The 22714-nt window shown below is 64.7% G+C and carries 21 protein-coding genes; 9 read left to right on the forward strand and 12 right to left on the reverse strand.

Annotation, left to right across the window (positions count from 1 at the left end):
- Positions 1–9 precede the first annotated feature (9 nt).
- The 6 genes from HGB41_RS20305 to xapA all read right to left on the reverse strand — a co-directional run bounded on the left by HGB41_RS20305 (position 10) and on the right by xapA (position 7350).
- On the reverse strand, positions 10–411 hold the full coding sequence (locus HGB41_RS20305) for a cytidine deaminase (RefSeq protein ID WP_171087874.1): 402 nt from the start codon (positions 409–411) through the stop codon (positions 10–12).
- Between the two features lie 18 nt (positions 412–429).
- The gene (gene deoA / locus HGB41_RS20310) at positions 430–1752 is read right to left on the reverse strand and encodes a thymidine phosphorylase (protein ID WP_171087876.1); all 1323 of its coding nucleotides are present in this window, start codon (positions 1750–1752) and stop codon (positions 430–432) included.
- 180 nt (positions 1753–1932) lie between these two features.
- Complete coding sequence (locus HGB41_RS20315; RefSeq protein WP_371868561.1) at positions 1933–4323, reverse strand: aldehyde dehydrogenase family protein; 2391 nt, start codon at positions 4321–4323, stop codon at positions 1933–1935.
- 17 nt (positions 4324–4340) lie between these two features.
- On the reverse strand, positions 4341–5297 hold the full coding sequence (deoC, locus tag HGB41_RS20320; protein ID WP_171087878.1) for a deoxyribose-phosphate aldolase: 957 nt from the start codon (positions 5295–5297) through the stop codon (positions 4341–4343).
- The gene (locus HGB41_RS20325) at positions 5294–6487 is read right to left on the reverse strand and encodes a phosphopentomutase (protein ID WP_171087881.1); all 1194 of its coding nucleotides are present in this window, start codon (positions 6485–6487) and stop codon (positions 5294–5296) included. Before HGB41_RS20325 ends, deoC begins: the two co-directional genes overlap by 4 nt.
- Positions 6488–6504: 17 nt before the next feature.
- A complete protein-coding gene (gene xapA, locus HGB41_RS20330) occupies positions 6505–7350 on the reverse strand; it encodes a xanthosine phosphorylase (protein WP_171087883.1) in 846 nt (281 codons plus the stop codon).
- 409 nt (positions 7351–7759) lie between these two features.
- Between xapA and HGB41_RS20335 the strand changes: the two genes are divergently transcribed.
- Genes HGB41_RS20335 through HGB41_RS20345 form a run of 3 tightly spaced genes read left to right on the forward strand, consistent with a single transcriptional unit; the run spans position 7760 to position 10730 of the window.
- Complete coding sequence (locus HGB41_RS20335; RefSeq protein ID WP_171087885.1) at positions 7760–8878, forward strand: carbohydrate kinase; 1119 nt, start codon at positions 7760–7762, stop codon at positions 8876–8878.
- Between the two features lies 1 nt (position 8879).
- Complete coding sequence (locus HGB41_RS20340; protein WP_171087887.1) at positions 8880–9800, forward strand: pseudouridine-5'-phosphate glycosidase; 921 nt, start codon at positions 8880–8882, stop codon at positions 9798–9800.
- 15 nt (positions 9801–9815) lie between these two features.
- Positions 9816–10730 carry a LysR family transcriptional regulator gene (locus HGB41_RS20345; protein WP_171087889.1) on the forward strand — a complete coding sequence of 305 codons (915 nt, stop codon included), beginning with the start codon at positions 9816–9818 and terminating at the stop codon, positions 10728–10730.
- Between the two features lie 3 nt (positions 10731–10733).
- On the opposite strand, the gene HGB41_RS20350 is transcribed toward HGB41_RS20345, so the two are convergent.
- Positions 10734–10943: a hypothetical protein gene (locus HGB41_RS20350; RefSeq protein WP_171087891.1), complete on the reverse strand. Its 210-nt coding sequence runs from the start codon at positions 10941–10943 to the stop codon at positions 10734–10736.
- A gap of 229 nt (positions 10944–11172) precedes the next feature.
- Between HGB41_RS20350 and HGB41_RS20355 the strand changes: the two genes are divergently transcribed.
- Positions 11173–11550 (forward strand): hypothetical protein, encoded by a 378-nt coding sequence (locus tag HGB41_RS20355; RefSeq protein ID WP_229423141.1) that lies wholly within the window; start codon positions 11173–11175, stop codon positions 11548–11550.
- A gap of 195 nt (positions 11551–11745) precedes the next feature.
- Here the strand turns inward: HGB41_RS20355 and pcp are convergent, their stop codons facing one another.
- From pcp to HGB41_RS20380, 5 genes are all read right to left on the reverse strand, one after another.
- Positions 11746–12390 (reverse strand): pyroglutamyl-peptidase I, encoded by a 645-nt coding sequence (gene pcp / locus HGB41_RS20360; protein ID WP_171087893.1) that lies wholly within the window; start codon positions 12388–12390, stop codon positions 11746–11748.
- Complete coding sequence (locus tag HGB41_RS20365; RefSeq protein WP_171087895.1) at positions 12387–13340, reverse strand: DUF979 domain-containing protein; 954 nt, start codon at positions 13338–13340, stop codon at positions 12387–12389. Before HGB41_RS20365 ends, pcp begins: the two co-directional genes overlap by 4 nt.
- Positions 13337–14041 carry a DUF969 domain-containing protein gene (locus tag HGB41_RS20370; RefSeq protein ID WP_171087897.1) on the reverse strand — a complete coding sequence of 235 codons (705 nt, stop codon included), beginning with the start codon at positions 14039–14041 and terminating at the stop codon, positions 13337–13339. Before HGB41_RS20370 ends, HGB41_RS20365 begins: the two co-directional genes overlap by 4 nt.
- Positions 14042–14112: 71 nt before the next feature.
- Positions 14113–14415, reverse strand: coding sequence for a YciI-like protein (locus tag HGB41_RS20375; RefSeq protein ID WP_171087899.1), 303 nt, complete (start codon positions 14413–14415; stop codon positions 14113–14115).
- 102 nt (positions 14416–14517) lie between these two features.
- On the reverse strand, positions 14518–16404 hold the full coding sequence (locus HGB41_RS20380) for a glycoside hydrolase family 13 protein (RefSeq protein WP_229423142.1): 1887 nt from the start codon (positions 16402–16404) through the stop codon (positions 14518–14520).
- A gap of 333 nt (positions 16405–16737) precedes the next feature.
- Here HGB41_RS20380 and HGB41_RS20385 point away from each other — a divergent pair, with 333 nt between their 5' ends.
- The 5 genes from HGB41_RS20385 to HGB41_RS20405 all read left to right on the forward strand — a co-directional run bounded on the left by HGB41_RS20385 (position 16738) and on the right by HGB41_RS20405 (position 22714).
- Positions 16738–17256: a DUF2231 domain-containing protein gene (locus tag HGB41_RS20385; protein ID WP_171087901.1), complete on the forward strand. Its 519-nt coding sequence runs from the start codon at positions 16738–16740 to the stop codon at positions 17254–17256.
- A 271-nt stretch (positions 17257–17527) separates the two neighbouring features.
- Positions 17528–18562, forward strand: a complete 1035-nt coding sequence (locus HGB41_RS20390; RefSeq protein WP_229423143.1) for an alpha/beta hydrolase — start codon at positions 17528–17530, stop codon at positions 18560–18562.
- A gap of 395 nt (positions 18563–18957) precedes the next feature.
- Positions 18958–19959, forward strand: a complete 1002-nt coding sequence (locus HGB41_RS20395; RefSeq protein WP_171087904.1) for a BMP family lipoprotein — start codon at positions 18958–18960, stop codon at positions 19957–19959.
- 126 nt (positions 19960–20085) lie between these two features.
- Complete coding sequence (locus HGB41_RS20400; protein WP_171087906.1) at positions 20086–21615, forward strand: ABC transporter ATP-binding protein; 1530 nt, start codon at positions 20086–20088, stop codon at positions 21613–21615.
- Between the two features lie 16 nt (positions 21616–21631).
- Complete coding sequence (locus HGB41_RS20405) at positions 21632–22714, forward strand: ABC transporter permease (protein WP_171087908.1); 1083 nt, start codon at positions 21632–21634, stop codon at positions 22712–22714.

The following is a 22714-nucleotide window of genomic DNA, read 5'->3' on the forward strand; positions in this document are numbered from 1 at the left end:
CAGGAGTTACTAGTTCAAGTCCGCACCGCCAAAGGCATTCGGCAACTGCTGGGCAGCCGTGGTCTCGAACACATCGCCCTTCAGGTTGGTCAGCACCACCGGCAGCGCGTTGCCGCCCAGCTCCAGGATCACCTGGCGGCAGGCGCCGCAGGGAGCGATCGGGCCGTCGGTCTGGCCGATGACGGCCAGCGCGGTGAAGTCGCCCGGCTTGTAGCCCTCTGCGATGGCGCTGAAGAAGGCGGTACGTTCGGCGCAGTTGCACAGCCCGTAGGAAGCATTTTCCACGTTACAGCCGCGGAAGATGCGGCCGTCCTTGGTTTCCAGGGCGGCGCCGACCTTGAATTTCGAGTACGGGACATAGGCCATCTCGCGTGCGGTTCTAGCTTCGTCGATCAGTTTTGCGTATTTCATGACTTCCTCAGTGCCCTGTTATGGACGGATGGTGCGGTGGATCATCGGCGTCGCCGCCGGTTTTTCTGCACCGACCTGGTAGGCCGCCTGCACCTGGCGCACTGCCTGCTCGGCTGCTGCCTGGGTGCGGGCATGGACCATCGCCAGCGGCTGGCCGACCTCTAACTTGTCGCCCAGTTCGGCCAAGCCGGTCAGGCCGACCGCAAAGTCGATCGCGTCTTGCGGACGCACACGGCCGCCGCCCAGCGCGACCACGGCCAGGCCGAGGCCACGGGTGTCGACCGAAGCGGCATAGCCGGCCTGCAGCGCTGGCGCCGGCACGGTGACCGGTGCGGTTTCCAGGTAGGCGTCCGGCTTGTCCATCAGGTCGGCCGGGCCGCCCAATGCCGCGACCATCCGCGCGAAGCGCTCGGCGGCTTCGCCCGAATCCAGCCCAGCCTGCAGCTTGGCGCGTGCTTCGGTGTCGTTCGACGCGATGCCCGAGATGACCAGCATCTCGGCGCACAGCGCCATGGTCACTTCGTGCAGGCGTGCCGGGCGCGCCTTGCCGGTCAGGTAGTCGATCGCGACGCGCACTTCGACGGCATTGCCGGCGGCGTGGCAGAGCGACTCGTCCATGCCGGTCAGGATGGCCGAGGTGCGGGTGCCCGCGCCGTTACCGACGGCGACGATGCTCTCGGCCAGTTCGACCGATTTTTCGTAGGTCGGCATGAAGGCGCCGCTGCCCACTTTCACGTCCATCACGAGTGCGTCGAGGCCAGCGGAGAGCTTCTTGGACAGGATCGAACCGGTGATCATCGCCACCGATTCCACGGTCGCCGTGGTATCGCGGATGCTGTAGAAGCGCTTGTCGGCCGGCGCTAATTTGGATGTCTGGCCGATGATGGCCACGCCGACGTCCTTGACCACCTTGCGGAACAGTTCAGGATCGGGCACGGTGCTGTAGCCCGGGATCGAATCGAACTTGTCGAGCGTGCCGCCGGTGTGGCCCAGGCCGCGGCCCGAGATCATCGGCACGAAGCCGCCGCAGGCGGCGATCATCGGCCCGAGCATCAGCGAGACCACGTCGCCGACGCCGCCGGTCGAGTGCTTGTCGACCACCGGGCCTGGCAGGTTCAGGGATTTCCATTCCAGCACCTGGCCGGAGTCGCGCATCGCCAGCGTGAAGGCGACGCGTTCGTCCATGGTCATGTCGTTGAAGTAGACGGCCATCGCGAGGGCTGCGATCTGGCCTTCGGTGACGGTGTTGTCAGGAATACCGCGGACAAAAAACTGGATTTCTTCGGCAGTCAGGATGCCGCCATCACGCTTCTTGCGGATGATTTCTTGGGGAAGGAACATATGAGCCTTTCTAAACGTAGGGTGGGCGGCTCCGCCGCCCACGCGGTGATACGCAAAGGCTCCGATCTCGTGCTCGATGATCTCGACCGGTAACTATCACCGCGTGGGCGTTCGTGATGGAGGCCACTGGCCTCCATCACCCCGCCCACCCTACAACGCCCGGAGGCGCCAACAATTCAATCAGACGCCGTACGGAATCCACACATTTTTGACTTGGCTCGCATGCTGCAGCACCGTACGGCCGCATGCCTGCTTCGCATCGAACCAGTCACGGCCCTTGCCGCCACCAACCCAGGTGCGCTTGAGCGAATCGGCCGACAGGCGCTCGACTTCCGCGCAACCTGCTGCCGAACCATCGTGACGCCACACCGCATCGACGTCGCCGTGCGACGCCAGCGTGCGCGCCAGTTCGTCGCTCGATCCGGTGACGATATTCAGCACGCCGCCCGGCAGGTCCGAGGTATCCAGTACCTGGTACAAATCGGTGCTTGAGAGCGGATGCGCTTCCGACGGCACCGCGACCACGCGGTTGCCCAGCGCGATTGCCGGAGCGACCAGCGAGATGAAGCCCAGCAGCGGGTTCTCGTTCGGGCAGATGATGCCGATCACGCCGACCGGTTCGTTCAGGGCGACGGTGATGCCGTGCATCGGCGGCTGGTGGGCTGCGCCGTCGTACTTGTCGCACCATGCGGCCCAGTAGAACAGGCGCTCGATCGAGGCCTGGACTTCCTTGACAGCGTCGCGCGAGCCGGTCTGCGCGGCGATACGGGCGGCGAATTCGTCGGCGCGGATCGCCAGGTTCTCGGCCATGTAGTACAGCACCTGCGCGCGGTTGTGCGCGGTGGCCTTCGACCAGCCGGCCGCCTTGTGCGCGGCTTCCACGGCGTTGCGGATGTCCTTGCGGTTGCCTTCGCCGACGTCGGCCAGGAAGGAACCGTTGGCGCCATTGATGGCGCGGCTGTAAGCGCCGTCAGGGCGGGTCTGCTTGCCACCGATGTAGAGCTTGGCGGTGCGGTCGACGGCGAATGCGTTGCCCTCTTCCGATGCTTTTACGCGGCCCTGGGTCGAGCCAACCGCGGCCACGACTGGCGCTGCAGGACGCGCATCTTCCGACAACGGGGTCATGTACTCGTACATGCCTTCCTTGCCGCCTTCGCGGCCGAAGCCCGATTCCTTGTAGCCGCCGAAGCCGCAGGCTGCGTCGAACTGGTTGGCGGTGTTGATCCACACCACGCCGGCCTTGATCTGCGGCGCGACGTCCAGCGCCAGCGAGATCGATTCCGACCACACGCAGGCGGCCAGGCCGTACACCGTGTTGTTCGCCAGTTGCACCGCTTCATGCGGGGTGCGGAAGCTCATCGCGACCAGCACCGGGCCGAAGATTTCGGCCTGGGCCACGGCGGCCGAGGTCGACGCTCCGGTGATCAGGGTTGGCAGGTACCACGAGCCGGCTTGCGGCATGTCGCAGGTAGGCTGCCACACTTCGCAGCCTTCGGCGCGTGCGGACTCCACCAGGCCGTGGATGCGCTGCTGCTGCACCGGGTCGACCAGTGCGCCGATGTCGTTCGACTTGTCCAGCGGCGAGCCGACGCGCAGGTTCTGCATGCGCAGCTTGACCTTGGCGATGAAGCGGTCGTAGACCGATTCCTGCACCAGCAGGCGCGAACCGGCGCAGCAGACCTGGCCCTGGTTGAACCAGATCGAGTCGACCAGGCCTTCGACTGCTGCATCGAGGTCGGCGTCGTCGAACACGATGAAGGGCGACTTGCCGCCCAGTTCCAGTGACAGCTTCTTGCCGGTGCCGGCGGTCGCCTTGCGGATGATGCGGCCCACTTCGGTCGAGCCGGTGAAGGCCAACTTGTCGATGCCAGGGTGGTTCACGATCGCTTCGCCCACGGCGCCGTCGCCGGTGACGATATTGACCACGCCCGCGGGCACACCGGCCTGCTGGCAGATCTCGGCAAACAGCAGCGCGGTCAAGGGAGTGTACTCGGCCGGCTTGAACACGATGGTGTTACCAGCGGCCAGCGCCGGTGCGATTTTCCATGCCAGCATCAAGAGCGGGAAGTTCCACGGCACGATTTGGCCGACCACGCCCACGGCGCGATAGTCAGCGAATTCTTCCGATTGCAGCGCGGCCCAGCCGGCGTGGTGGTAAAAGTGGCGTGCGGCCAGCGGCAAATCGGCGTCGCGGGTTTCGCGGATGGTCTTGCCGTTGTCCAGGGTCTCGAGCACCGCGAACAGGCGCGCATGCTTTTGCAGCAGGCGTGCCAGCGAATACATGATGCGCGCGCGGCCGTGGCCACCCAGCGCGACCCAGCCCGGCTGCGCGCGGCGCGCGGCCTGCACGGCGCGTTCAATGTCGTCGTTTGTCGCTTGCGTAACCTGGGCCAGCTCGCTGCCGTCGGCAGGGTTGCTGGTGGCGAAGGTGGTCGAGGCGTCGCTCCACGCGCCGTCGATGAACAGGCCGAAACGGCGTCCATGCTGGTCCAGCCACGCAGTTGCTTCCTTGGTGCTTTCTGGTGCGGGGCCGTAATCCATGGTCTGAAGAATCTCTTTAATAGTTGGCATGACGAATCCGTTGGTATTTAAGGTTGCGCGTGGCGATGGGCGGCCGAGTAGTTGCCGGTGACGTAGTGCTCGAGCTGGCGCTCGATGTCGGTCATCAGGCTCGATGCGCCGATGCGGAACAGGTGCGGCTGCAGCCAGTCGTTGCCGAGTTCTTCCTTCATCACGGTCAGGTATTGCAGTGCGCTCTTCGCGGTGGACACGCCGCCCGCAGGCTTGTAGCCGACCTGGAAGCCGGTCTGCTCGTAGTATTCGCGGATCGCGCGGGTCATCACCAGCGACACCGGGATGGTGGCGTTGACGCCTTCCTTGCCCGTCGAGGTCTTGATGAAATCGGCGCCGGCCATCATGCAGACCCACGAGGCCTTGGCCACGTTGTCCAGCGTGACGATGTCGCCGGTGGCGAGGATCGCCTTCACGTGCGCTTCGCCGCAAGCCTGGCGGTAAGCCAGCATCTCGTCGTACAGCGCCTGCCAGTTACCGGTCAACACGTGCTGGCGGGTGATGACGATGTCGATCTCGGTGGCGCCGGCGGCCACCGACAGTTCGATCTCGCGCAGCTTGGTCTCGAGGCTCGACAGGCCGGCCGGGAAGGCGGTCGACACGGCGGCGATCGGCAAGCGGCCCTGCAGCACTTTCACTGCTGGCGTAATCATCTCGTGGTACACGCAGACGGCGCCAGTGGTCAGGCTGTCGATGCCGAGGGCCTGCATCAAATCGGTGCGCAGCGGGCGCATCGCCTTCATGCACAGGCGCTCGACGCGGCCCGGGGTGTCGTCGCCGCCCAGGGTGGTCAGGTCCATGCACTCGACCGCGCGGATCAGCCATGCGGCCTGGTATTCCTTCTTGACGGTGCGGCGGTTCGCCAGGCTGGCGGCGCGGCGGTCGGCCGCATTGCGGTTGACCTTGATGCTGTTGACCCAACCAAGGTCGAGGGGGGCGGCGGTGTTACGTTTGAAGTCCAGTGGCTGGGTCATAGCAGTGCGGTTCCGTTCGAAAGTGGTTTGACGCCAAGGTGCTTGGCGAGGGTTGCGCCGATGTCCGAGAAAGTGGACGCGATCGGCAGTTCCTGCGCGGGGACGTTCGGGCCGAAGAAGATCATCGGGATGTGCTCGCGGGTGTGGTCCGAACCCGGCGCGGTCGGGTCGCAGCCGTGGTCGGCGGTGATGACGCACAGGTCGCCGTCCTTCAGCTTGGCCATGAATTCGGGCATGCGCGCGTCCAGCTCGTGCAGCGCGTTCGAATAGCCGGCGACGTCGCGGCGGTGGCCGAAGTGCATGTCGAAGTCGACGAAGTTCACGAAGGTGAGCGATTTTGAAGGCGCGGTATCAAGCTCTTCCAGCAGGCGGTCGAACAGCGCCATGTTGTCGACGCCCTTCACCAGCTTGGTCACGCCTTTCGCGGCGAAGATATCGCTGATTTTACCCAGCGCGATGACCTCGCCGCCTTCGTTTTTCACGTGGTCGAGCAGGGTCGGCGCGGTCGGTGGCACGGCGTAATCGTGGCGGTTGCTGGTGCGCTTGTACTTGCCGTTCTCGCCCAGGAAAGGACGCGCGATCACGCGGCCGATGTTATAGGGCTTGACCAGCTCGTAGGCCGCTTCGCAGACCGCGTACAGGCGATCCAGGCCGAAGTGTTCTTCGTGCGCTGCGATCTGAAGCACCGAGTCGGCCGAGGTGTACAGGATCGGCTTGCCGCTGGCGACATGCTCGTCGCCCAGCTCGTCGATGATGGTGGTGCCCGAGGCGTGGCAGTTGCCCAGCCAGCCGGGAACGCCGGTCAACTCCTGCAGCTTGTCGGTCAGCTCTTTCGGGAAGGACGGCACGGTCTTCGGGAAGTAGCCCCAGTCGAACAGCACCGGCACGCCGGCGATTTCCCAGTGGCCGCTCTGCGTGTCCTTGCCGGTCGACTGTTCGCGCGCGGCGCCCCAGGCGCCCGTAAAACCGTCGCGCTGGCCGAAACCCGCGGCCCATTCGCCGCTGGCCTTGTGGGCGGCGGCGGCCAGGCCAAGGCGCTCGAGGTTCGGCAGCGACATCGGCTTGCCTTCTTTCGCGGCCCAATCGGCGATGTGGCCGAAGGTGTTGGCGCCCGTGTCGCCGTACTTGTCGGCGTCCGGCAGTGCGCCGAGGCCAAACGAGTCGAGCAGGAGGATAAATGCGCGTGACATGGTTCGCTGCCTTTCTGTTAGTTGGCTTCGGTGCGCGGGGTCGCGCCCAGGCGCTCGATGAACGAGTGGATCAGGGTGACCAGGTCCTTGGCCGCGATCGCGGCGTACTTCAGGGTCTGCTCGTGCGACAGTGGGAACGGGCTCAAGCCTTCGGCCAGGTTGGTGATGGCCGACACGCCGGCCACTTTCAGGCCGCAGTGGCGCGCGGCGATCACTTCCGGCACCACCGACATGCCGACCACTTCGGCGCCCAAGGTCTTGAAGGCGCGGATTTCGGCAGCCGTTTCGAAGTTCGGGCCCGGGCAGGCCAGGTAGACGCCTTCGTTCAGGGTGATGCCCTTGCTTGCTGCGGTTTCCTTGATCATCGAGCGCAGCTCGGCGTCGTAGGCATTGGCCATGCTGAAGAAGCGCGGGCCGAAGCGGTCGTCGTTCGGGCCGGACATCGGGCTGCCCGGCAGCAGGTTGATATGGTCGTTCAGGACCACGACGCTGCCTGCATCGACTTCAGGGCGGAGCGATCCGGCCGCATTGGTCACGAACAGCATTTCGCAGCCGATCAGTTTAAAAGTGCGCACGGCAGAGGTCATCACGCTGGCGCCATAGCCTTCGTAGAAGTGGCCGCGGCCCTTCATGCACACCACCGGCACGCCGGCCAGGTTACCCAGCACCAGCTCACCCGCGTGGCCATGCACGGTGCTGATCGGGAAGCCCGGCAGTTCAGCATAGCTGATCGACACGGCATCGGTCATCTGCTCGGCGAGCACGCCCAGGCCGGAGCCAAGGATCATGGCCACGCGCGGCTCGAACCCCGGTTTGCGGGCCTTGATGACTTCTGCTGCTTCGAATGGAGTATTGCTGAACATGGTTGTTCCTTGTCGTATGCGGAATTCGGGAGACGGGATGAAGAGGCAGGCGCCGGAGGGTGCTACTGAGCAGTAGCACGCGGCACATATCAGCCGGAATATTATAACTATGCACGAGGGCCAATATGTATGGCAAATACCATTTTTCTTGTCGATTTATTTGTTTTAAAAATATATGGACCGATGTAATGTGGGCTTACACCGTAATGTTTAACCCGCATCAAACATTTGTCTGATATATTAAAACACTTGTTTAACATAGGGTGGGCGGGTTTTCCCGCCGGCGCGTTCAGATTACCTTTCCTCAGCCCGCTCGCTGGCCTGCATGCCAAGGTTGAACGCGCGGGCGTTCGTCATTCAGGCCACTGGCCTGAATGACCCCGCCCACCCTACCAAACCGCCATTCATCGTGACCGACCTGCCCAAAAAAGAACAGTTGTACGAGCTGATCCGCGCGAACCCTTTCATTTCGCAGCAGGATCTCGCCAGCCAGCTGGGGCTCTCGCGCTCGGCCGTCGCCAACTACATCGCCACCCTGGTGCGTGAACGCCGCATCCTCGGGCGCGCCTATGTGCTGCCCGATCAGCGCCCCATCCTGTGCATCGGCGCCTCGAACCTCGACCGCAAGCTGCGCAGCATGAAGCCGCTGGTGCTCGGTACCTCCAACCCGGCCACCCAGGATGAATCCTTCGGCGGCGTCGCCCGCAACATCGCCGAGAACCTGGCGCGCCTCGGCGCCCCGGTCGCGCTGATCACGGCGGTCGGCAACGATGCTTCGGGCCGCGCCCTGCTGGCCCATGCCGAAGATGCCGGCATCGACACCCGCGGCGCCCTGCGCCTGGATGGTGTGAGCAGCGGCACCTATACCGCGGTGCTCGACCAGGACGGCGAGATGACGGTGGCGCTGGCCGACATGGCCCTCAATGACCGCCTGACACCCGCTTTCCTCGCCACCCGCCAGCAGCAGCGCGCCGGCGCGGCGCTGGTGGTGGCCGACATGAACCTGCCGCTGGACACCATCGCTGCCCTGCTGGATGACGCGGTGCGCGACGGCGTGTCGCTGGTGCTGGTAGCCGTGTCCGGGCCGAAGATGGCGCGCCTGCCCGCCAGCCTGCACGGCCTGCGCCTGCTGATCCTGAACGAAGGCGAACTGGCGACCCGCGTCGGCCGCAGCCTGGACGGCGACGCCGACGTCAAAGCGGCCTGCGCCGAGGTGCAGCGCCAGGGCGTGCAGGACGTGGTCGTCACGCGCGGCGCGTGCGGCGTCTTGTATACGTCCCCAAGCGGCGTGATGCGCCTCGATGCACCGAAAGTCGACGTCGTCGACGTCACTGGCGCGGGCGACGCCTTCGCTGCCGCGGTCTGCTGGTCGCTGCAGAGCGGTGAAGCCGACCTTGCCCTCGCCTGCCGCCGCGGCCTGCAGCTGTCCGCCATGACCATCGAATGCGAGCAGACCGTCTGCCCGCTGCTGGCGCCCGGCCAGTTCGACAGCCCCGTGAACCAAGCTACCCAATCCGACCTGGACTAATATGCAATCCTTCCTCCTGTTCTCGCCCGAAGTGGCAGCCGCCCGCACCGCCGGCAAACCCGTCGTCGCGTTAGAGTCGACCATCATCTCGCACGGCATGCCCTACCCGCAGAACGTGCAGACCGCGCGGGAAGTCGAGCAGGTGATCCGCGACGCCGGCGCCGTGCCGGCCACCATCGCCATCATTGGCGGCAAGATCTGCGTCGGACTGTCGGAAGAGCAGCTCGAGCTGCTGGGGTCTTCGCCCGACGCGATGAAGGTCAGCCGCCGTGACCTCGCCTATGTGCTGTCGCAGAAGCGCCTCGGCGCCACCACCGTGGCGGCGACGATGATCTGCGCCCAGCTGGCCGGCATCGAGGTGTTCGTCACCGGCGGCATCGGCGGCGTGCACCGCGGCGCCGAGACCAGCTTCGACATCTCGGCCGACCTGCAGGAGCTGGCCCACACCAGCGTGGCCGTGGTCTGCGCCGGCGTGAAATCGATCCTCGACATCGGCCTGACGCTCGAATACCTCGAAACCAACGGCGTGCCGGTGGTCAGCGTCGGCCAGCCGGGCTTCCCGGCCTTCTTCACCCGCGACAGCGGCTTCAAGGCCGACTTCCAGCTCGATACGCCGGAGGAGCAGGCGGCATTCATCCGCACCAAGTGGCAGCTCGGCCTGCTAGGTGGCGTGGTGGTAAGCAATCCGGTGCCGGCGGAATCCGCCATGCCGGCAGAGGAGATCAACGCCATTATCCAGCAGGCGCTGGGCGAAGCGAACCAGCAAGGCGTCAAGGGCAAGGCGGTCACGCCCTTCCTGCTGTCGCGCATCAAGGAGCTGACCGGGGGCCGCAGCCTGGCGACCAATATCGCGCTGGTGAAGCACAACGCGCTGGTCGGCGCGCGCATGGCGGTGGCGCTGAACGCGCTGCCGTCAACCTGATACTCCGGCGCCGCCATGTCGATCGACCTGAAACAGCTGCGCTACTTCCTCGCGGTGGCTGAAGAAAAAAGCTTCTCGCGCGCGGCCGAGCGCCTGCACATCTCGCAGCCGCCCCTGAGCCAGCAGATCATGAAGCTCGAGAGCGAACTCGGGGTGCGCCTGTTCACCCGCACCACGCGCAGCTTCGAGCTGACGGTGGCGGGCAAGGCGCTGATGAGCGAGGCGGCCGAGCTGCTGGCCAAGATGCGCATGACGATCGACACCATCCGCCAGATCGACCGCGGCGAAGTGGGCCGCCTGCGCGTGGGCATCGTCGGTTCCGCGATGTGGGGACCGATCCCGGGCCTGTTAGAACAGTTCCAGAGCCAGTACCCGCGCGTGACCTGGACCATCCATGAGCTGGGGCCGAACGACCAGTGGGAAGCACTGCGCGCACGCCAGATCGACGTCGGCTTCTGGCGCGAGCCGCGCATCGAACCGGATGTGCTCAAGCAGGCCAACCTGCGCCAGGACCTGTGTTCGCGCGAGGACGTGTGCGTGGCGATCAGCGAACGTCATCCGCTGGCGCGCCAGGATGCCATCGAACTGATCGACATTGCGGACGAGCCGATGCTCACCCTGCACCTGGACCAGTCGGCCGAGCCGCGCTACCTGATCCAGTGCTGTGTCAACGCCGGCTTCCATCCGACGATTTTCCAGGAAGCGGCCGAGCCGCAGACCTTGCTGGCCATGGTCGGCGCCGGCCTGGGCGTGGCGCTGCTGCCGCAGACCACCAGCCGCATCGGCTGGCCCGGCGTGCGCTTCCTGCCGGTGCGGACCAATGCGCCATCGGCCAACCTATATATCACTTATATGGCGCAGGACGATGCGCCGGTGGTGCGGGCCTTCCTGAACATCCTGTTCCCGGAATCAAGCGCCCAGCCAGCGTAAGCCCTATTGCCGTTTGATTTCGACGGCAACGGTATTGAGCGAGGCGATCTGGTGGCGCCGCTCGGCGGGCCGGGTCAGCACCCGCATCGTGATTTCCAGGGGGACGCCGATGCCGGCCAGCTCGGTGGCGGCGCGCGGGCGTCCTTCGCTCGCGGCCTCGTGGATCGCAGCGTCGATCAGCAGTGCGGTTTTATAGTCGTTTCGTCGGTCCATCCGTAAATCCTACCATTCTTTGTGCATACATCAGGCGCCTCACGCTCCGATATGGTATGCCGGACCGCTTGGAAAAGCGGTCCGCGCGAAAGTTTCCATAGAACTTCATCGAAAAGACCAACTTTCTTTATTCTGCGTTACTTTGCGCACCGTTCTCGGTCGCATCCTGGGGCAAACTCTTGTCAAAACATGAATACTTAAATAACCCCCCTTCCACAAGGAGCTCACCATGAAAAACACCACCGCTACCATTTCCGCCCTGATGCTTGCCGTCGCAGTGATGGCCACCGGCTGCAAGAAAGCCGACGACAACCCGAACATGGGTCCTGCACAAGAAGCCGGCGCTGCCGTCGACAATGCAGGCGCAAAAGTCGCTGAAGAAACCAAGGAAGCCGCACAAGCTACCGAAGCCGCTGCCGACCGCGCCGCTGCCAACGTGGACGCTGCTGCGGAACGCGCAGGCGACAACATCGAGGCCGCCGGCGCCGAAGTGAAACAGGAAACCAAGGAAGCCGCTGCAGAAGTGCGCGCAGCGTCGGACAAAGTGGGCGACAAGACTGGCGCCGCGCTGGAACGTGCCGGCGAGAAGCTGCAGGAAAAGCGTTAATCGCTTAGCTGTGCAGCAAAAAAAATCCGGGGCTGCGGCCCCGGATTTTTTTCGCCCGTCTTACCGGCAATGACGCGCGTAGGGTGGTCGGGTCCTCCCGACCGCGCGTTCAACTCCGGCATGCAATGTGGCGTCTCATGATCTGCTTGAACGCGCGGTCGGCAGAGCCGACCACCCTACGAAATCACCATTTCATTAATGCGTGGCGCCACCTGTCAGCGCAGCATCCTGCTCGACCGTCAGCGCCGTCTCGACCGCGATCCGGATCCCGGCAATGATATCCTCGAGCGCCATCGACGGCGGATTGTCCATCCGGCCCTCCGCCTGCTCCGGCAGGAAGGGCACGTGGATGAAGCCCGCCTTCACCGCATGTCCAGCGGTGTGATGCATCAGGCCATAGAACACGTGGTTGCACACGAAGGTGCCGGCCGTCTGCGATACCGCCGCGCGCAAGCCGGCTGCGCGCATTGCCGCCACCATCGCCTTGATCGGCAGCGTCGTGAAGTACGCCGCCGGGCCGCCTGCATCGATGGCCTGGTCCACCGGCTGGCGGCCGGCGTTGTCGACAATCGAGGCGTCGTCCACGTTGATCGCCACCCGCTCGACCGAGATTTCCGGACGTCCGCCGGCCTGGCCGACGGCGATGACGATATGCGGCTCCAGCTCGTCCACCATCGCGGCCAGGGCCCGGTTGGCGTCAATGAACACGCAGGGCAGCTGGCGCACTTCGACGCGGAAGCCCTCCCCGCTCCAGCCATCCAGCGCGCGCACCGCCTCCCAGGCCGGGTTGATGGCGGCCCCGTTGAACGGTTCGAATCCAGTCAGCAGAACGGTTTTCATTGGTTCATCAAGAAATACAGCAGGAAGATATTCGCCACCAGCAGCGGCAACGCGGTCGGCACCTGGGCGCGGATAACGGCGTTCTTGTCGGGCAGGTCGAGCAGCGCGGCCGGCACGATATTGAAGTTCGCCGCCATCGGCGTCATCAATGTACCGCAATAGGCGCTGAACATGCCGATCGCCGCCATCACGGCCGGGTTGGCGCCGTAGACCCCGACCAGCACCGGGATACCGACCCCGCCCGCCATCACCGGGAAGGCCGCGAAGCCGTTGCCCATCACGATCGTGAACAGGGCCATGCCGATGCAGAACACCGCCACCGCGATGAAGCGCGAATCCATGTCGATGTACGAGGTCGTCACGTGCGCCACCGCCTTGCCCACGCCGGCCTCGGTGAACAGCAGGCCAAGCACCGCCAGCATGTGCGGCAGCACGACGGCCCAGCTCATCGCATCGACCAGCCGGCGCGCCTCGCGCACGCCCTGCAGCGGCGTGGAACGGGTCAGCCAGCAGGCAGCGCCCAGGGCCACGATCGCGGCGCAGCCCAGGCTCACCAGGGTCACGTGTTTCGGATCCAGCAGCGGCAGGCCGCCAAGCTGCACGTCCTTGAACAGGGTCGCGCCGACCATGGTCACCAGCGGCAGCAGCAGCGCCGGGATGAACAGGCGGTTGCCGAGCCGCGTGCTGCTTTCGCGTCTCGCCTCTTCCGGCAGCGTCGCCGGTTTGCCTGCGGTGACGCCCTTGAAGCCGGCGACCAGCGCCATCAGGATCATCAGCGCGCCCACAAAAGCCGGCGGCAGGCGCTCGCCCGCCAGGTAGAGCAGCGCATACAGGCCCCAGAACAGCGCGGTCGTGTAGCGGCGCGGGTTGCTGCGATCCACCAGGTTCATCACTGCGACGGCCACGAACAGCAGGCCGACCAGCACGTAGAAAAATTCGAGCGTGATCATGCTGTCCCCACTACCTTCGCCATCGTGCGACGGATCTCCGCATCGAGCCGGCGCAGATTCCACGCATGGATGATGAAGGCCGTGATCGCGGTGGGGATGCCCCACAGCGCCATGTGCAGCGGATCGACCGCGATGCCTTCGGCATTCAGGATGGTCTGCATCAGCACGATCGCCCCGAAGGCGACAAAAATGTCTTCGCCGAAGAACAGGCCGACGTTGTCGGTGGCGGCGGACATCGCACGGATGCGGTGGCGCACATGGTCGGGCAGCGCGCCGTATTGCGTTTCGGCCGCGGCTTCGGCCATCGGCGCCACCAGCGGGCGCACCATGGAGGCCTGGCCGCCCAGGCTGGTCAGGCCGGCCGCCGCCGAGGTTTCACGCGCGAACAGGTAGACGATCAAGAGGCGCCCCGCGGTAGCCGAGCGGACTTTGGCAATGGCGGTCTGGGCGCGTTCGCGCAGGCCGAAGCGTTCCAGCAGGCCGATCGCGGCCAGCGGCAGCAGCAGGATCAGCGGCAGGTTGCGCGTTTTTACAAAGGCGCTGCCGAGCGATTCCAGGATGGCGGCGACCGGCATGAAGGCAGCGGCGCCGGTGACGCCGCAGGCCGCGACCACCACCAGCACCGGATTGGCGCGTAGCAGGAAGCCGGCGACGATGACTGCGACGCCGAGCAGCGGCCACAGGTTGACTGCAGGTTGCATGGATTCTCCGGCCCAGGTTGAAAGCCGGGGAATATTAACTCATCCGCAGTGTAAATTTACTATCGGAAAGGTCAGCTCGGGCGCACGGGGTTGAAGGCATCGTCGCCGACCACCGTATTCCACTGGCGCACATGGAAGGCGCGCACTAGCCCGTGCGTCACGTAGGGGTCGCGCGCCGCGAACAGCTGGACCGTTTCCGGCGTCTCGCAGCTGAACATCAGCACCGCGTGGTCGGCGGGTTCGACCAGCGCCCCGGCGATCACCAGTTCGCCGCGCTCCTGCGCTTCCCAGGCCAGCTTCAGGTGCGCATCGCGGAACTGGCCGCGGCGTTCGAGGTAGTCGGGGGCGAGGTCATACATGAGCAGGTAGTGCACGGGGTCTCCTGGTGATTGGCGGCGTACGCGGAATGTCCATCTTACCCCAACAGGCAAGGCCGGCAGCCGCGCCGGTGCCGCTGGGCCGGCCGCATCCCAGCGCTAGCGATCCACCTCCAGCACCAGCACCGAGCGCGCCGGCATGGCGAGGGTGCGCGCGAGGTCATAGGTCTCGCCGCTGGCGACGTCGGTGCCGCTGGCGCCGCGCGGCAGGATCTCGGCGAAGCGCGCGGTATCGAGCGCCACCGGCTTGCGGTTCTTGTTGATTGCCACCATCAGGCGCTTCGCGCCCTGCCCGCTTCCGGCATAGCGGAAGTACACATAGGTGCCGTCCTCGGGCGCGAAGTGCATCAGCTTGCCGCTGTGGACCAGGGCCTGGGCCTTGCGCCAGTTGAGCAGCTTCCTGACATAGGCCTGCGCCTGCTTCTGCTTTGCATCCAGGCCGGCGCCGCTCACCGCATCGACACGGTCGCCCTGCCAGCCGCCGGGGAAATCCTGGCGCGTCGGGCCGTCGGCACGGACCGTCGGGCTGGTCATGAGCAGTTCGGTGCCGTAGTACAGCTGCGGCACGCCGCGCGTGGTCAGCAGGTAGGCGATCGCCATCTTGTAGAGGTCGAGGTCCTCGCCCAGGATGCTGTACAGGCGCGGGATATCGTGATTGCCCTCGAAGACCACCAGCTTGCTGGCATCCGGGTAGGCCATGTCGTCGTTGAGGCGCTCGTACAGGTGGCTCAGGCCCGAGTGTAGCGAATCCTCGGCCACCAGCGCCCGGCGCAATGTGTCGTTGAGCGGATAGTCCATCATCGACGGCATCGAGGTGCGGTAGCCGTTCGGGTTGCGCTTGCCGTCCAGCCAGTAGGCCACCACCAGCGGGTTCATGCTCCATTCTTCGCCGACGATGTTCAGGGTCGGGAATTCCTCGCGCACGCGGGCGCTCCAGGCGCTCAGGAAGGCGTGGTCCGAATAGCCGAAGGTGTCGACCCGGATCCCGTACAGTCCCGCATACTCCACCCACCACAGCGTGTTCTGGATCAGGTAGGTCGCCAGCAGCGGATGTTTCTGGTTCAGGTCCGGCATGTCGCTGCCGAACCAGCCCTCGACGTAGTTCTTCCGGTCCGCCTGGGCCGCATACGGGTCGCTGGCCGTAGTGCGCGCATGCGCGGTCGGGACGAAGCGGTTCCCATAGCCCAGCCAGTCCGGCGCCGGCAAGTCCTTCATCCACCAATGGTTCGACCCGATATGGTTCAGCACGATGTCCTGCAGCACGCCGACGCCCTTGCTGCGCGCCAGCGCCACCATGCGCCGGTAGTCCTCGTTGCTGCCGTAGCGCGGATCGATGCGGTAGGTATCGGTGGCGGCATAACCATGGTAGGAGTACTTGTCCTGGCGGCTCTCGGTGAGCGGGGTCGGCCAGATCGCGGTATAGCCCATTGCGGCAATGTAGTCGAGCTTGCCGACGATGCCGGCGATGTCGCCGCCGTGGCGGCCGGCGTCGATGTCGGCGCGGTTGGCCGGATCCGGGAAACCGGGCTGGTTGTCGTTGGCCGGGTCGCCATTGGCGAAACGGTCGGGCATCAGGTTCAGGATCGCATCGGCATTGCCGAAGCTCGCGCGGCGCGCCGATCCCGGCGCCCGCGCCTGCAGCTGGTAATCCACGCGGCGCACCTCCAGGCCGCGGCGGAACTCGATCGCGACGCTGCCCGGCCGCGTGCGCGGCGCGACGACAAGATCGAGGAAGACGTAGTTACGGTTGGCGACACGGCGCACGCCGGCCAGGCGCACGCCGGCCAGGCCGGGACTGGCCAGGCGCGGCGAAAAGCCGGCGATCGCGTCGCCGTGCACCATCAGCTGTAGTTTGTCGCTCTTCATGCCGACCCACCAGTGCGGCGGCTCGACCCGGTCGATGCCAGCGGCGGCGCCAGCGGCCCCTCCCAGCAACACGGCGCACAGCGCGGCGCCCAGGCGCAGCATCGTCATTCTCGACATCATTGCCCAATCCATCAAGGAACCCCTAAGCTGAAGGCGCCGGATGGCGCAGACAGGCGTCACCGCCCTTGTAGTAAATGTACATCAATTGAAACCAGAAAAGTTGAGAAATATGCAAACTTTACCGCCCAAAGGATCCCGGCGACGAAAGGCGGTTTGGCGCGCAGGCACAAGCTTTCGTGGAATCGACGATGTAGCATTACTACTAGATGACCGGCCGCACCGCGCTTGCAAGCTGGAACCGGTGCGCAGGCTGCTGCCTTCCCAAGCGTGCGTGTCCGTCGCGCCCCCTATGTCACACTGGCCGGACAGCACAACCACTGCCAGGAGAATGCCATGCAAAAGACCACCATCGCCGGCCAGCCGCTGCACACCATCCTCATGGCCGCGCCGGCCGTCCTGATCCCCTTCGGTTTCATCCTCGACGCCCTGCACAGCGCCACCGGCGACGAAGACTACGCCAAGGCCTCGTATTACAGCATGGCCGGAGGGGTGATCGGCGGCCTGGCCGCGAGCGCGGTCGGGGTCGCCGACTACGTGGCAGAGAAGCCGGAGGGCGAGGCCAAACACGAGAGCCAGCTGCACGCGGTGCTCACCGGCGCAGCGATGCTGGCCAGCGTCGCCAACCTGATCCTGAAACGCAGCAACCGCCAGCACACCACCGGCGCCCTGGTGCTGTCAGCCATCGCCGCGGCGGGAACGCTGGCCACGACTGTGTCCGGCAAGGGCGCCAATGCCGGACATGCCGAAGCAGGCGTCCATACCGACGACGACAAGGTGCGCATCGACCACACCAATGTCGACGTCGAACAATACGTGGCCGCCGGTCCGTCCAAGCTCCACGCACCGCAATGAACGGCTGCTGTTCGGTCAGCATGAAAATGTAGGGTGGCCGGCTTCGCTAGCCGCGCGGTGATAGTTCGCATCAAGATCATCCGGCACGAGAGCGGAGCCGATAACGATCACCGCGTGGGCCGGAATCCGCCCACCCTACGATAATTGGTGACGCTTGCCCCAGCCTTTGTTGTTGTAATAAGCCCACTGTTCAACATCTCATTCTTGTCGCTGCTTACTTAGCGAAGTGCCGCACAGAACAAAGCCGGGTCACGGGGGTAGACTTGGCTCCATGGACACTTCAAAGAAAATGGCAGCGGGGCTCACCGGATTTGCCAGCTTTTTGTGGCTGACGATGACGGCCGCAATCGCGGCCAACCAGCGTCGCCTGGTCTTCAATCCCTGCATCATTCCGGAAGTCGAAAGCCCGCGCAGCACCGGGCACCGTACCCGCCCCATCGTCCTGCGCGCCAAGGATGGCACCCGCCTGTGCGGCTGGCTGCTCACCCCGCTGGTCCAGGGCCCGCGTCCCGCCGTCATGTATTTTGGTGGGCGCTCCGAAGAAGTCTCCTGGGTCGCGCGCGACGCCGGCAAGCTCTTCCCCGGCATGACCGTGCTGGCCATGAACTACCGCGGCTACGGCCAGTCCCATGGCGCCCCCGACGAACTGCACATGATCGAAGACGGCTGCACCCTGTTCGACTGGCTGGCCGCCCTCGGCCAGGTCGACGCGGCGCGCATTGCCGTGGTCGGCCGCAGCCTGGGTTCGGGTGTCGCGGTGCAGGTGGCCAAGGAACGCCCGGCCAACTCGGTGGTGCTGATCACGCCCTACGATTCCATCCTCGCCATCGCCAAGCGGCGCTTCCGCGTCATGCCGATCGAATACATGCTGCGCCACCGTTTCGAGTCGATCAAGCACGCACCGTCGCTGAAGGCGCCCACTTATGTGCTGCGCGCGGCGGTAGATGACGTGGTGCCGCATTCGCATACCGACCAGCTGGTCGGGAAGCTCGCCACCCTGGTCGGCGACGACACGGTGCCGGCCTCGGACCACATGAACATCCCCTACCTGGAGGCGACCCAGGCGCTGATCGCCAGCTTCCTGACGCGCCGCTTTGCGCAGCCGGCCGGCACACCCCAGTTGCCGCCTGTCGCCAACCCGGCCACCGTGGCCGAAGTCGGCATCGAAGTCGGCCCCAAGCCTGTCGAAGACGGAACCGACCCCATGGCTACGGCTGTCGCCGCCGTCGAACCGTCCTTCAAAGCGTCAATTCCGGGTATACCCACCCCTGCCGTCATCCACCAGATCGCCGCCATTGCAAAATAATTGCTGAAAATTGTCAGCAGTTATATTTCCTTGGAATAAATTGCCAAGTAAAATCGTATTTGTCATCAATATGCCGATTGATGCATATTTGACATAAGCTGCGCAGGGTCGGATATTGCCTGATGCGCGGCGCGGCGCTGCGGCGCTTCCACTCCGGGCCTGGGCCATGCCGTGGCCACGTTCTGCAACTGTGATGTTGCAACTAGGCTACATGTTTCAGGCACTGTCGAGGGAAGCTAGGCCGCGATACAAATCGTAACCCCTCATGCTGTACATGGCTGACACAATGCGTTTCGCATGGTCGGCCGGTTGGCTGTTGACGATGCAGCGTGCGCAGCCCGTTCCAAGCTTACCGTTGTGCCGGGTACAATATCGAAATTCCAGGAGCCTCATTCATGAAACTCAAGCAATTCACCATGACCATCGCGGCGCTGTGCGTCGCAGGCAGCGCGGCAGCAGCACCGGCCGCACCCAAGCTCGGCATGGTCTACGATGCAGGCGGCAAGTTCGACAAATCGTTCAACCAGTCGGCCTTCGAGGGCCTGCAGCGCTTTTCCAAGGAAACCGGCATCAAGGTCTTCGAAGCGCAAGCCAGCAGCGACACCCAGGCCGAACAGGTCATGCGCGGCCTCGCCCGCAAGAAGCTCGACCTGATCGCCGCCATCGGCTTCTCGCAGACCCAGGCGGTCGCCAAGGTCGCCAAGGAATTCCCGAACGTGCGCTTCGTGCTGATCGACAGCATCGCGCCGGGTAACAACATCAATTCGGTGATGTTCAAGGAACAGGAAGGCTCCTACCTGGTCGGCGTCGCCGCCGCCATGGCCTCGAAGTCGAAGAAGCTCGGTTTCGTCGGCGGCATGGACATCCCCTTGATCCGCGCCTTCGCCTGCGGTTACGCACAAGGCGCAAAAGCACAGGTGCCGAAAGCCGAAATCGTCCAGAACATGGTCGGCACCACTGCCGCCGCCTGGAACGACCCTGCCAAGGGCGGCGAACTGGCACGCGCGCAGTTCGACCGCGGCGTCGACGTGGTGTTCGCGGTTGCCGGCGGCAGCGGCATGGGCACGCTGCAGATGGCCAAGGAAAAAGGCAAGCTGGCGATCGGCGTCGACTCGAACCAGAACTACCTGCATCCGGGCACCATGCTGACCTCGATGGTCAAGCGCGTGGACATCGCCGTCTACGATTCCTTCATGGCACAGAAGAACGGCACCTGGAAAGCAGGCGTCACCCACAAGGGCCTGAAAGAAGGCGGCGTGGACTGGGTGCTGGACAAGGACAACCGCAAGGTCGTCACGCCGGAAATCGAGAAGCGCGTCATGGGCGTGCGCTCGGACATCATCAATGGCAAGACCAAGGTCATCGACTACCGCGCCGCGAGCAGCTGCCCGGTCTGATCTACTCATCTCCATGAAAAAGCGCGCCGCGCCGGTGATCCGGCCCGGCGCGCTTTTGAATGAAACACACAGCATTTATTGCGCATGTTTTTAATGCGCACTAACTCTACCTTACTACTGATCGCAATGCAGCCAGCCGTAGAATTTCGCAACATCAGCAAGGCCTTCGGGGCTGTGCAGGCGAACGCTGACGTCAGCTTCCCGATCGCCAAGGGCTCGATCCACGGTGTGATCGGCGAGAATGGCGCGGGCAAGTCCACCCTCATGAGCATCCTGTACGGCTACTACAATGCCGACAGCGGCCAGCTCTTGATCGACGGCCAGGAACGCACCATCCGCACCTCGCATGAGGCGATTGCGCTGGGCATCGGCATGGTCCACCAGCACTTCATGCTGGTCGAGAACATGACCGTGCTCGACAACGTCATGCTCGGCACCGAGGGCGGGTTCAAGCTGGCTGCCAAGCGCGCCGAAACGGAAAGCGCGCTGCGCGAAATCTGCGCCAAATACCGCCTCGACGTCGACCCGCTCGCCACCATCCACGATTTGTCGGTGGGCGCCCAGCAGCGCGTCGAGATCCTCAAGCAGATCTACCGCAGCGCCAATATCCTGATCCTGGACGAGCCGACCGCCGTGCTCACCGCCCAGGAAACCGCCTCGCTGTTCGAGATCCTGAGACTGTTCAAGGAACAGGGCAAGACCATCATCCTGATCACCCACAAGCTGGGCGAGATCATGGAGATCACCGACCAGGTGACGGTGATGCGCGCCGGCCGCGTGGTCGGCGCCGTATCCACGAGCGAGACCTCGAAGGAGCAGCTGGCCAACATGATGGTCGGCCGCCCGATCGAAGGCAACCTTCCGCGCAAGCCGTACAACCCGGGCGCGCCGGTGCTGCAGGTATCGAACCTCCAGCTCGAAGACAAACACAAAGTCAGGCTGCTGGCCGACATCGACCTCACCGTGCGCGCCGGCGAAATCGTCGCGATTGCCGGCGTGTCGGGCAACGGCCAGAGCGAACTGATGGAAATCCTGTCGGGCATGCGCCTGCCGACTTCGGGCAAGGTCGAATTCCTCGGCAAGGAACTGCCCTACGCGCGCCGTTCGAATGCCGACGGCCTGCCGGCCGAATTCCGCGAGCTGGGCATCGGCCACGTGCCGGAAGACCGCCTGCGCGACGGCGTCATCAAGGATTTCTCGGTGATGCAGAACACCGTGTTCGGCTACCAGGACCGCGTCAAGAACAAGCTGGGCCTGTTCGACTTCGACGCCATCGCCAAGCGCTGCGCCCACCTGCTGGAAGCCTTCGACGTGCGTCCAAAGAACCCGGACCTGCGCATCGGCCTGCTCTCGGGCGGTAACCAGCAGAAGGTCGTGATCGCGCGCGAAGTCTCTGCCGCGCCAAAACTGATGCTGGTCGGGCAGCCGACCCGCGGCGTCGACATCGGCACCATCGAAAGCATCCACACCCAGTTGCTGCGCCTGCGCGACGAAGGCGTGGCGATCCTGCTGGTCTCGACCGAGCTGGAAGAAGTGCGCGCCCTGGCCGATCGCATCGTGGTCGTATCAAGTGGGCGCGTCACCGGCGAATTGAACATCGACGAATTCGACACCACCCGCATCGGCCTGCTGATGGGCGGGATGCACAAGTCGTAGTAAAAGACGAACCTTCATGAAAACCACTGAACTCCCACGCTGGGCGACAGGCATCGCCCTGCCCCTCCTGAACCTGCTGTCGGCGCTGCTGGTGTCGGCGCTCGTCATCCACCTGCTGGGCGAGAGCCCGGTCGAATCGCTGCAGATCCTGTTCAACAGCGCCATCGTCAATCCGGAAGGCCTGAGCTATACGCTGTTCTACGCCTCGACCTTCGTGTTCACTGGCCTGGCGGTCTCGGTGGCGATGAAGGCTGGCCTGTTCAACATCGGCGCCGAAGGCCAGATGTACCTTGGCGGCCTGGGTCTGACCCTGGCGATGCTCGCTTTTGATGCCACGCTCTCGCCCTGGCTCCTGATCCCGCTGGCGATGCTGGCCAGCGCCCTGTTCGGCGCCGGCTGGGCCTTCCTGCCCGGCTACCTGCAGGCCAAGCGCGGCAGCCACGTGGTGGTCACCACCATCATGTTCAATTTCATCGCCGCCAGCCTGATGAACTACCTGATCCTGAAGCTGATTCCCGAGGGCGACCAGAACCCGGCCAGCCGCGTGTTCACCGAAGCCGCGTGGATGCCGCGCCTGGGCGAATGGTTCCCGGCGCTGGGCGACACCCCGCTGAACATCGGTTTCTTCATGGCGATCGCCGCGCTGGCGATCTACGGCGTCGTGATCTCCCGTTCGGCCTGGGGCTACAAGCTGCAGGCTACGGGCCTGAACCAGCACGCGGCCCACTACGCGGGCGTGCGCATCAGCCGCATGATCATCGTTGCGATGCTGATCTCGGGCGCCCTGGCCGGCCTGGCCGCGGTGAACTCGATCCTCGGCTCGACCCACTACCTGAGCCTGAACTTCCCGGCCGGCGCCGGCTTCATCGGCATCGCGATCGCCCTGATGGGCCGCCAGCACCCGGTCGGCATCTTCCTGTCCTCGGTGCTGTTCGGCGCCCTGATCCAGGGCGGCTTCGACCTGTCGCTGGAAAAACCGAACATCCCGCAGGAGACCTTCATTTTCATCCAGGGTTTGATCATCCTGTTCTGCGGCGCGATGGAGAATTTGTACGCGCCGGTGGTTCTGAAACTGATCAACGCAACACGTAAAGGTTAA

The sequence above is a fragment of the Telluria aromaticivorans genome, assembly GCF_013003915.1.
Classification (GTDB): domain Bacteria; phylum Pseudomonadota; class Gammaproteobacteria; order Burkholderiales; family Burkholderiaceae_D; genus Telluria; species Telluria aromaticivorans.

Coding starts and splice junctions, on each gene's coding strand:
- HGB41_RS20305 (WP_171087874.1), bottom strand. CDS start 411: ATGAAATACGCAAAACTGATCGACGAAGCTAGAACCGCACGCGAGATG.
- deoA (WP_171087876.1), bottom strand. CDS start 1,752: ATGTTCCTTCCCCAAGAAATCATCCGCAAGAAGCGTGATGGCGGCATC.
- HGB41_RS20315 (WP_371868561.1), bottom strand. CDS start 4,323: ATGCCAACTATTAAAGAGATTCTTCAGACCATGGATTACGGCCCCGCA.
- deoC (WP_171087878.1), bottom strand. CDS start 5,297: ATGACCCAGCCACTGGACTTCAAACGTAACACCGCCGCCCCCCTCGAC.
- HGB41_RS20325 (WP_171087881.1), bottom strand. CDS start 6,487: ATGTCACGCGCATTTATCCTCCTGCTCGACTCGTTTGGCCTCGGCGCA.
- xapA (WP_171087883.1), bottom strand. CDS start 7,350: ATGTTCAGCAATACTCCATTCGAAGCAGCAGAAGTCATCAAGGCCCGC.
- HGB41_RS20340 (WP_171087887.1), top strand. CDS start 8,880: ATGCAATCCTTCCTCCTGTTCTCGCCCGAAGTGGCAGCCGCCCGCACC.
- HGB41_RS20345 (WP_171087889.1), top strand. CDS start 9,816: ATGTCGATCGACCTGAAACAGCTGCGCTACTTCCTCGCGGTGGCTGAA.
- HGB41_RS20350 (WP_171087891.1), bottom strand. CDS start 10,943: ATGGACCGACGAAACGACTATAAAACCGCACTGCTGATCGACGCTGCG.
- HGB41_RS20355 (WP_229423141.1), top strand. CDS start 11,173: ATGAAAAACACCACCGCTACCATTTCCGCCCTGATGCTTGCCGTCGCA.
- pcp (WP_171087893.1), bottom strand. CDS start 12,390: ATGAAAACCGTTCTGCTGACTGGATTCGAACCGTTCAACGGGGCCGCC.
- HGB41_RS20365 (WP_171087895.1), bottom strand. CDS start 13,340: ATGATCACGCTCGAATTTTTCTACGTGCTGGTCGGCCTGCTGTTCGTG.
- HGB41_RS20370 (WP_171087897.1), bottom strand. CDS start 14,041: ATGCAACCTGCAGTCAACCTGTGGCCGCTGCTCGGCGTCGCAGTCATC.
- HGB41_RS20380 (WP_229423142.1), bottom strand. CDS start 16,404: ATGATGTCGAGAATGACGATGCTGCGCCTGGGCGCCGCGCTGTGCGCC.
- HGB41_RS20385 (WP_171087901.1), top strand. CDS start 16,738: ATGCAAAAGACCACCATCGCCGGCCAGCCGCTGCACACCATCCTCATG.
- HGB41_RS20390 (WP_229423143.1), top strand. CDS start 17,528: ATGGACACTTCAAAGAAAATGGCAGCGGGGCTCACCGGATTTGCCAGC.
- HGB41_RS20395 (WP_171087904.1), top strand. CDS start 18,958: ATGAAACTCAAGCAATTCACCATGACCATCGCGGCGCTGTGCGTCGCA.
- HGB41_RS20400 (WP_171087906.1), top strand. CDS start 20,086: ATGCAGCCAGCCGTAGAATTTCGCAACATCAGCAAGGCCTTCGGGGCT.
- HGB41_RS20405 (WP_171087908.1), top strand. CDS start 21,632: ATGAAAACCACTGAACTCCCACGCTGGGCGACAGGCATCGCCCTGCCC.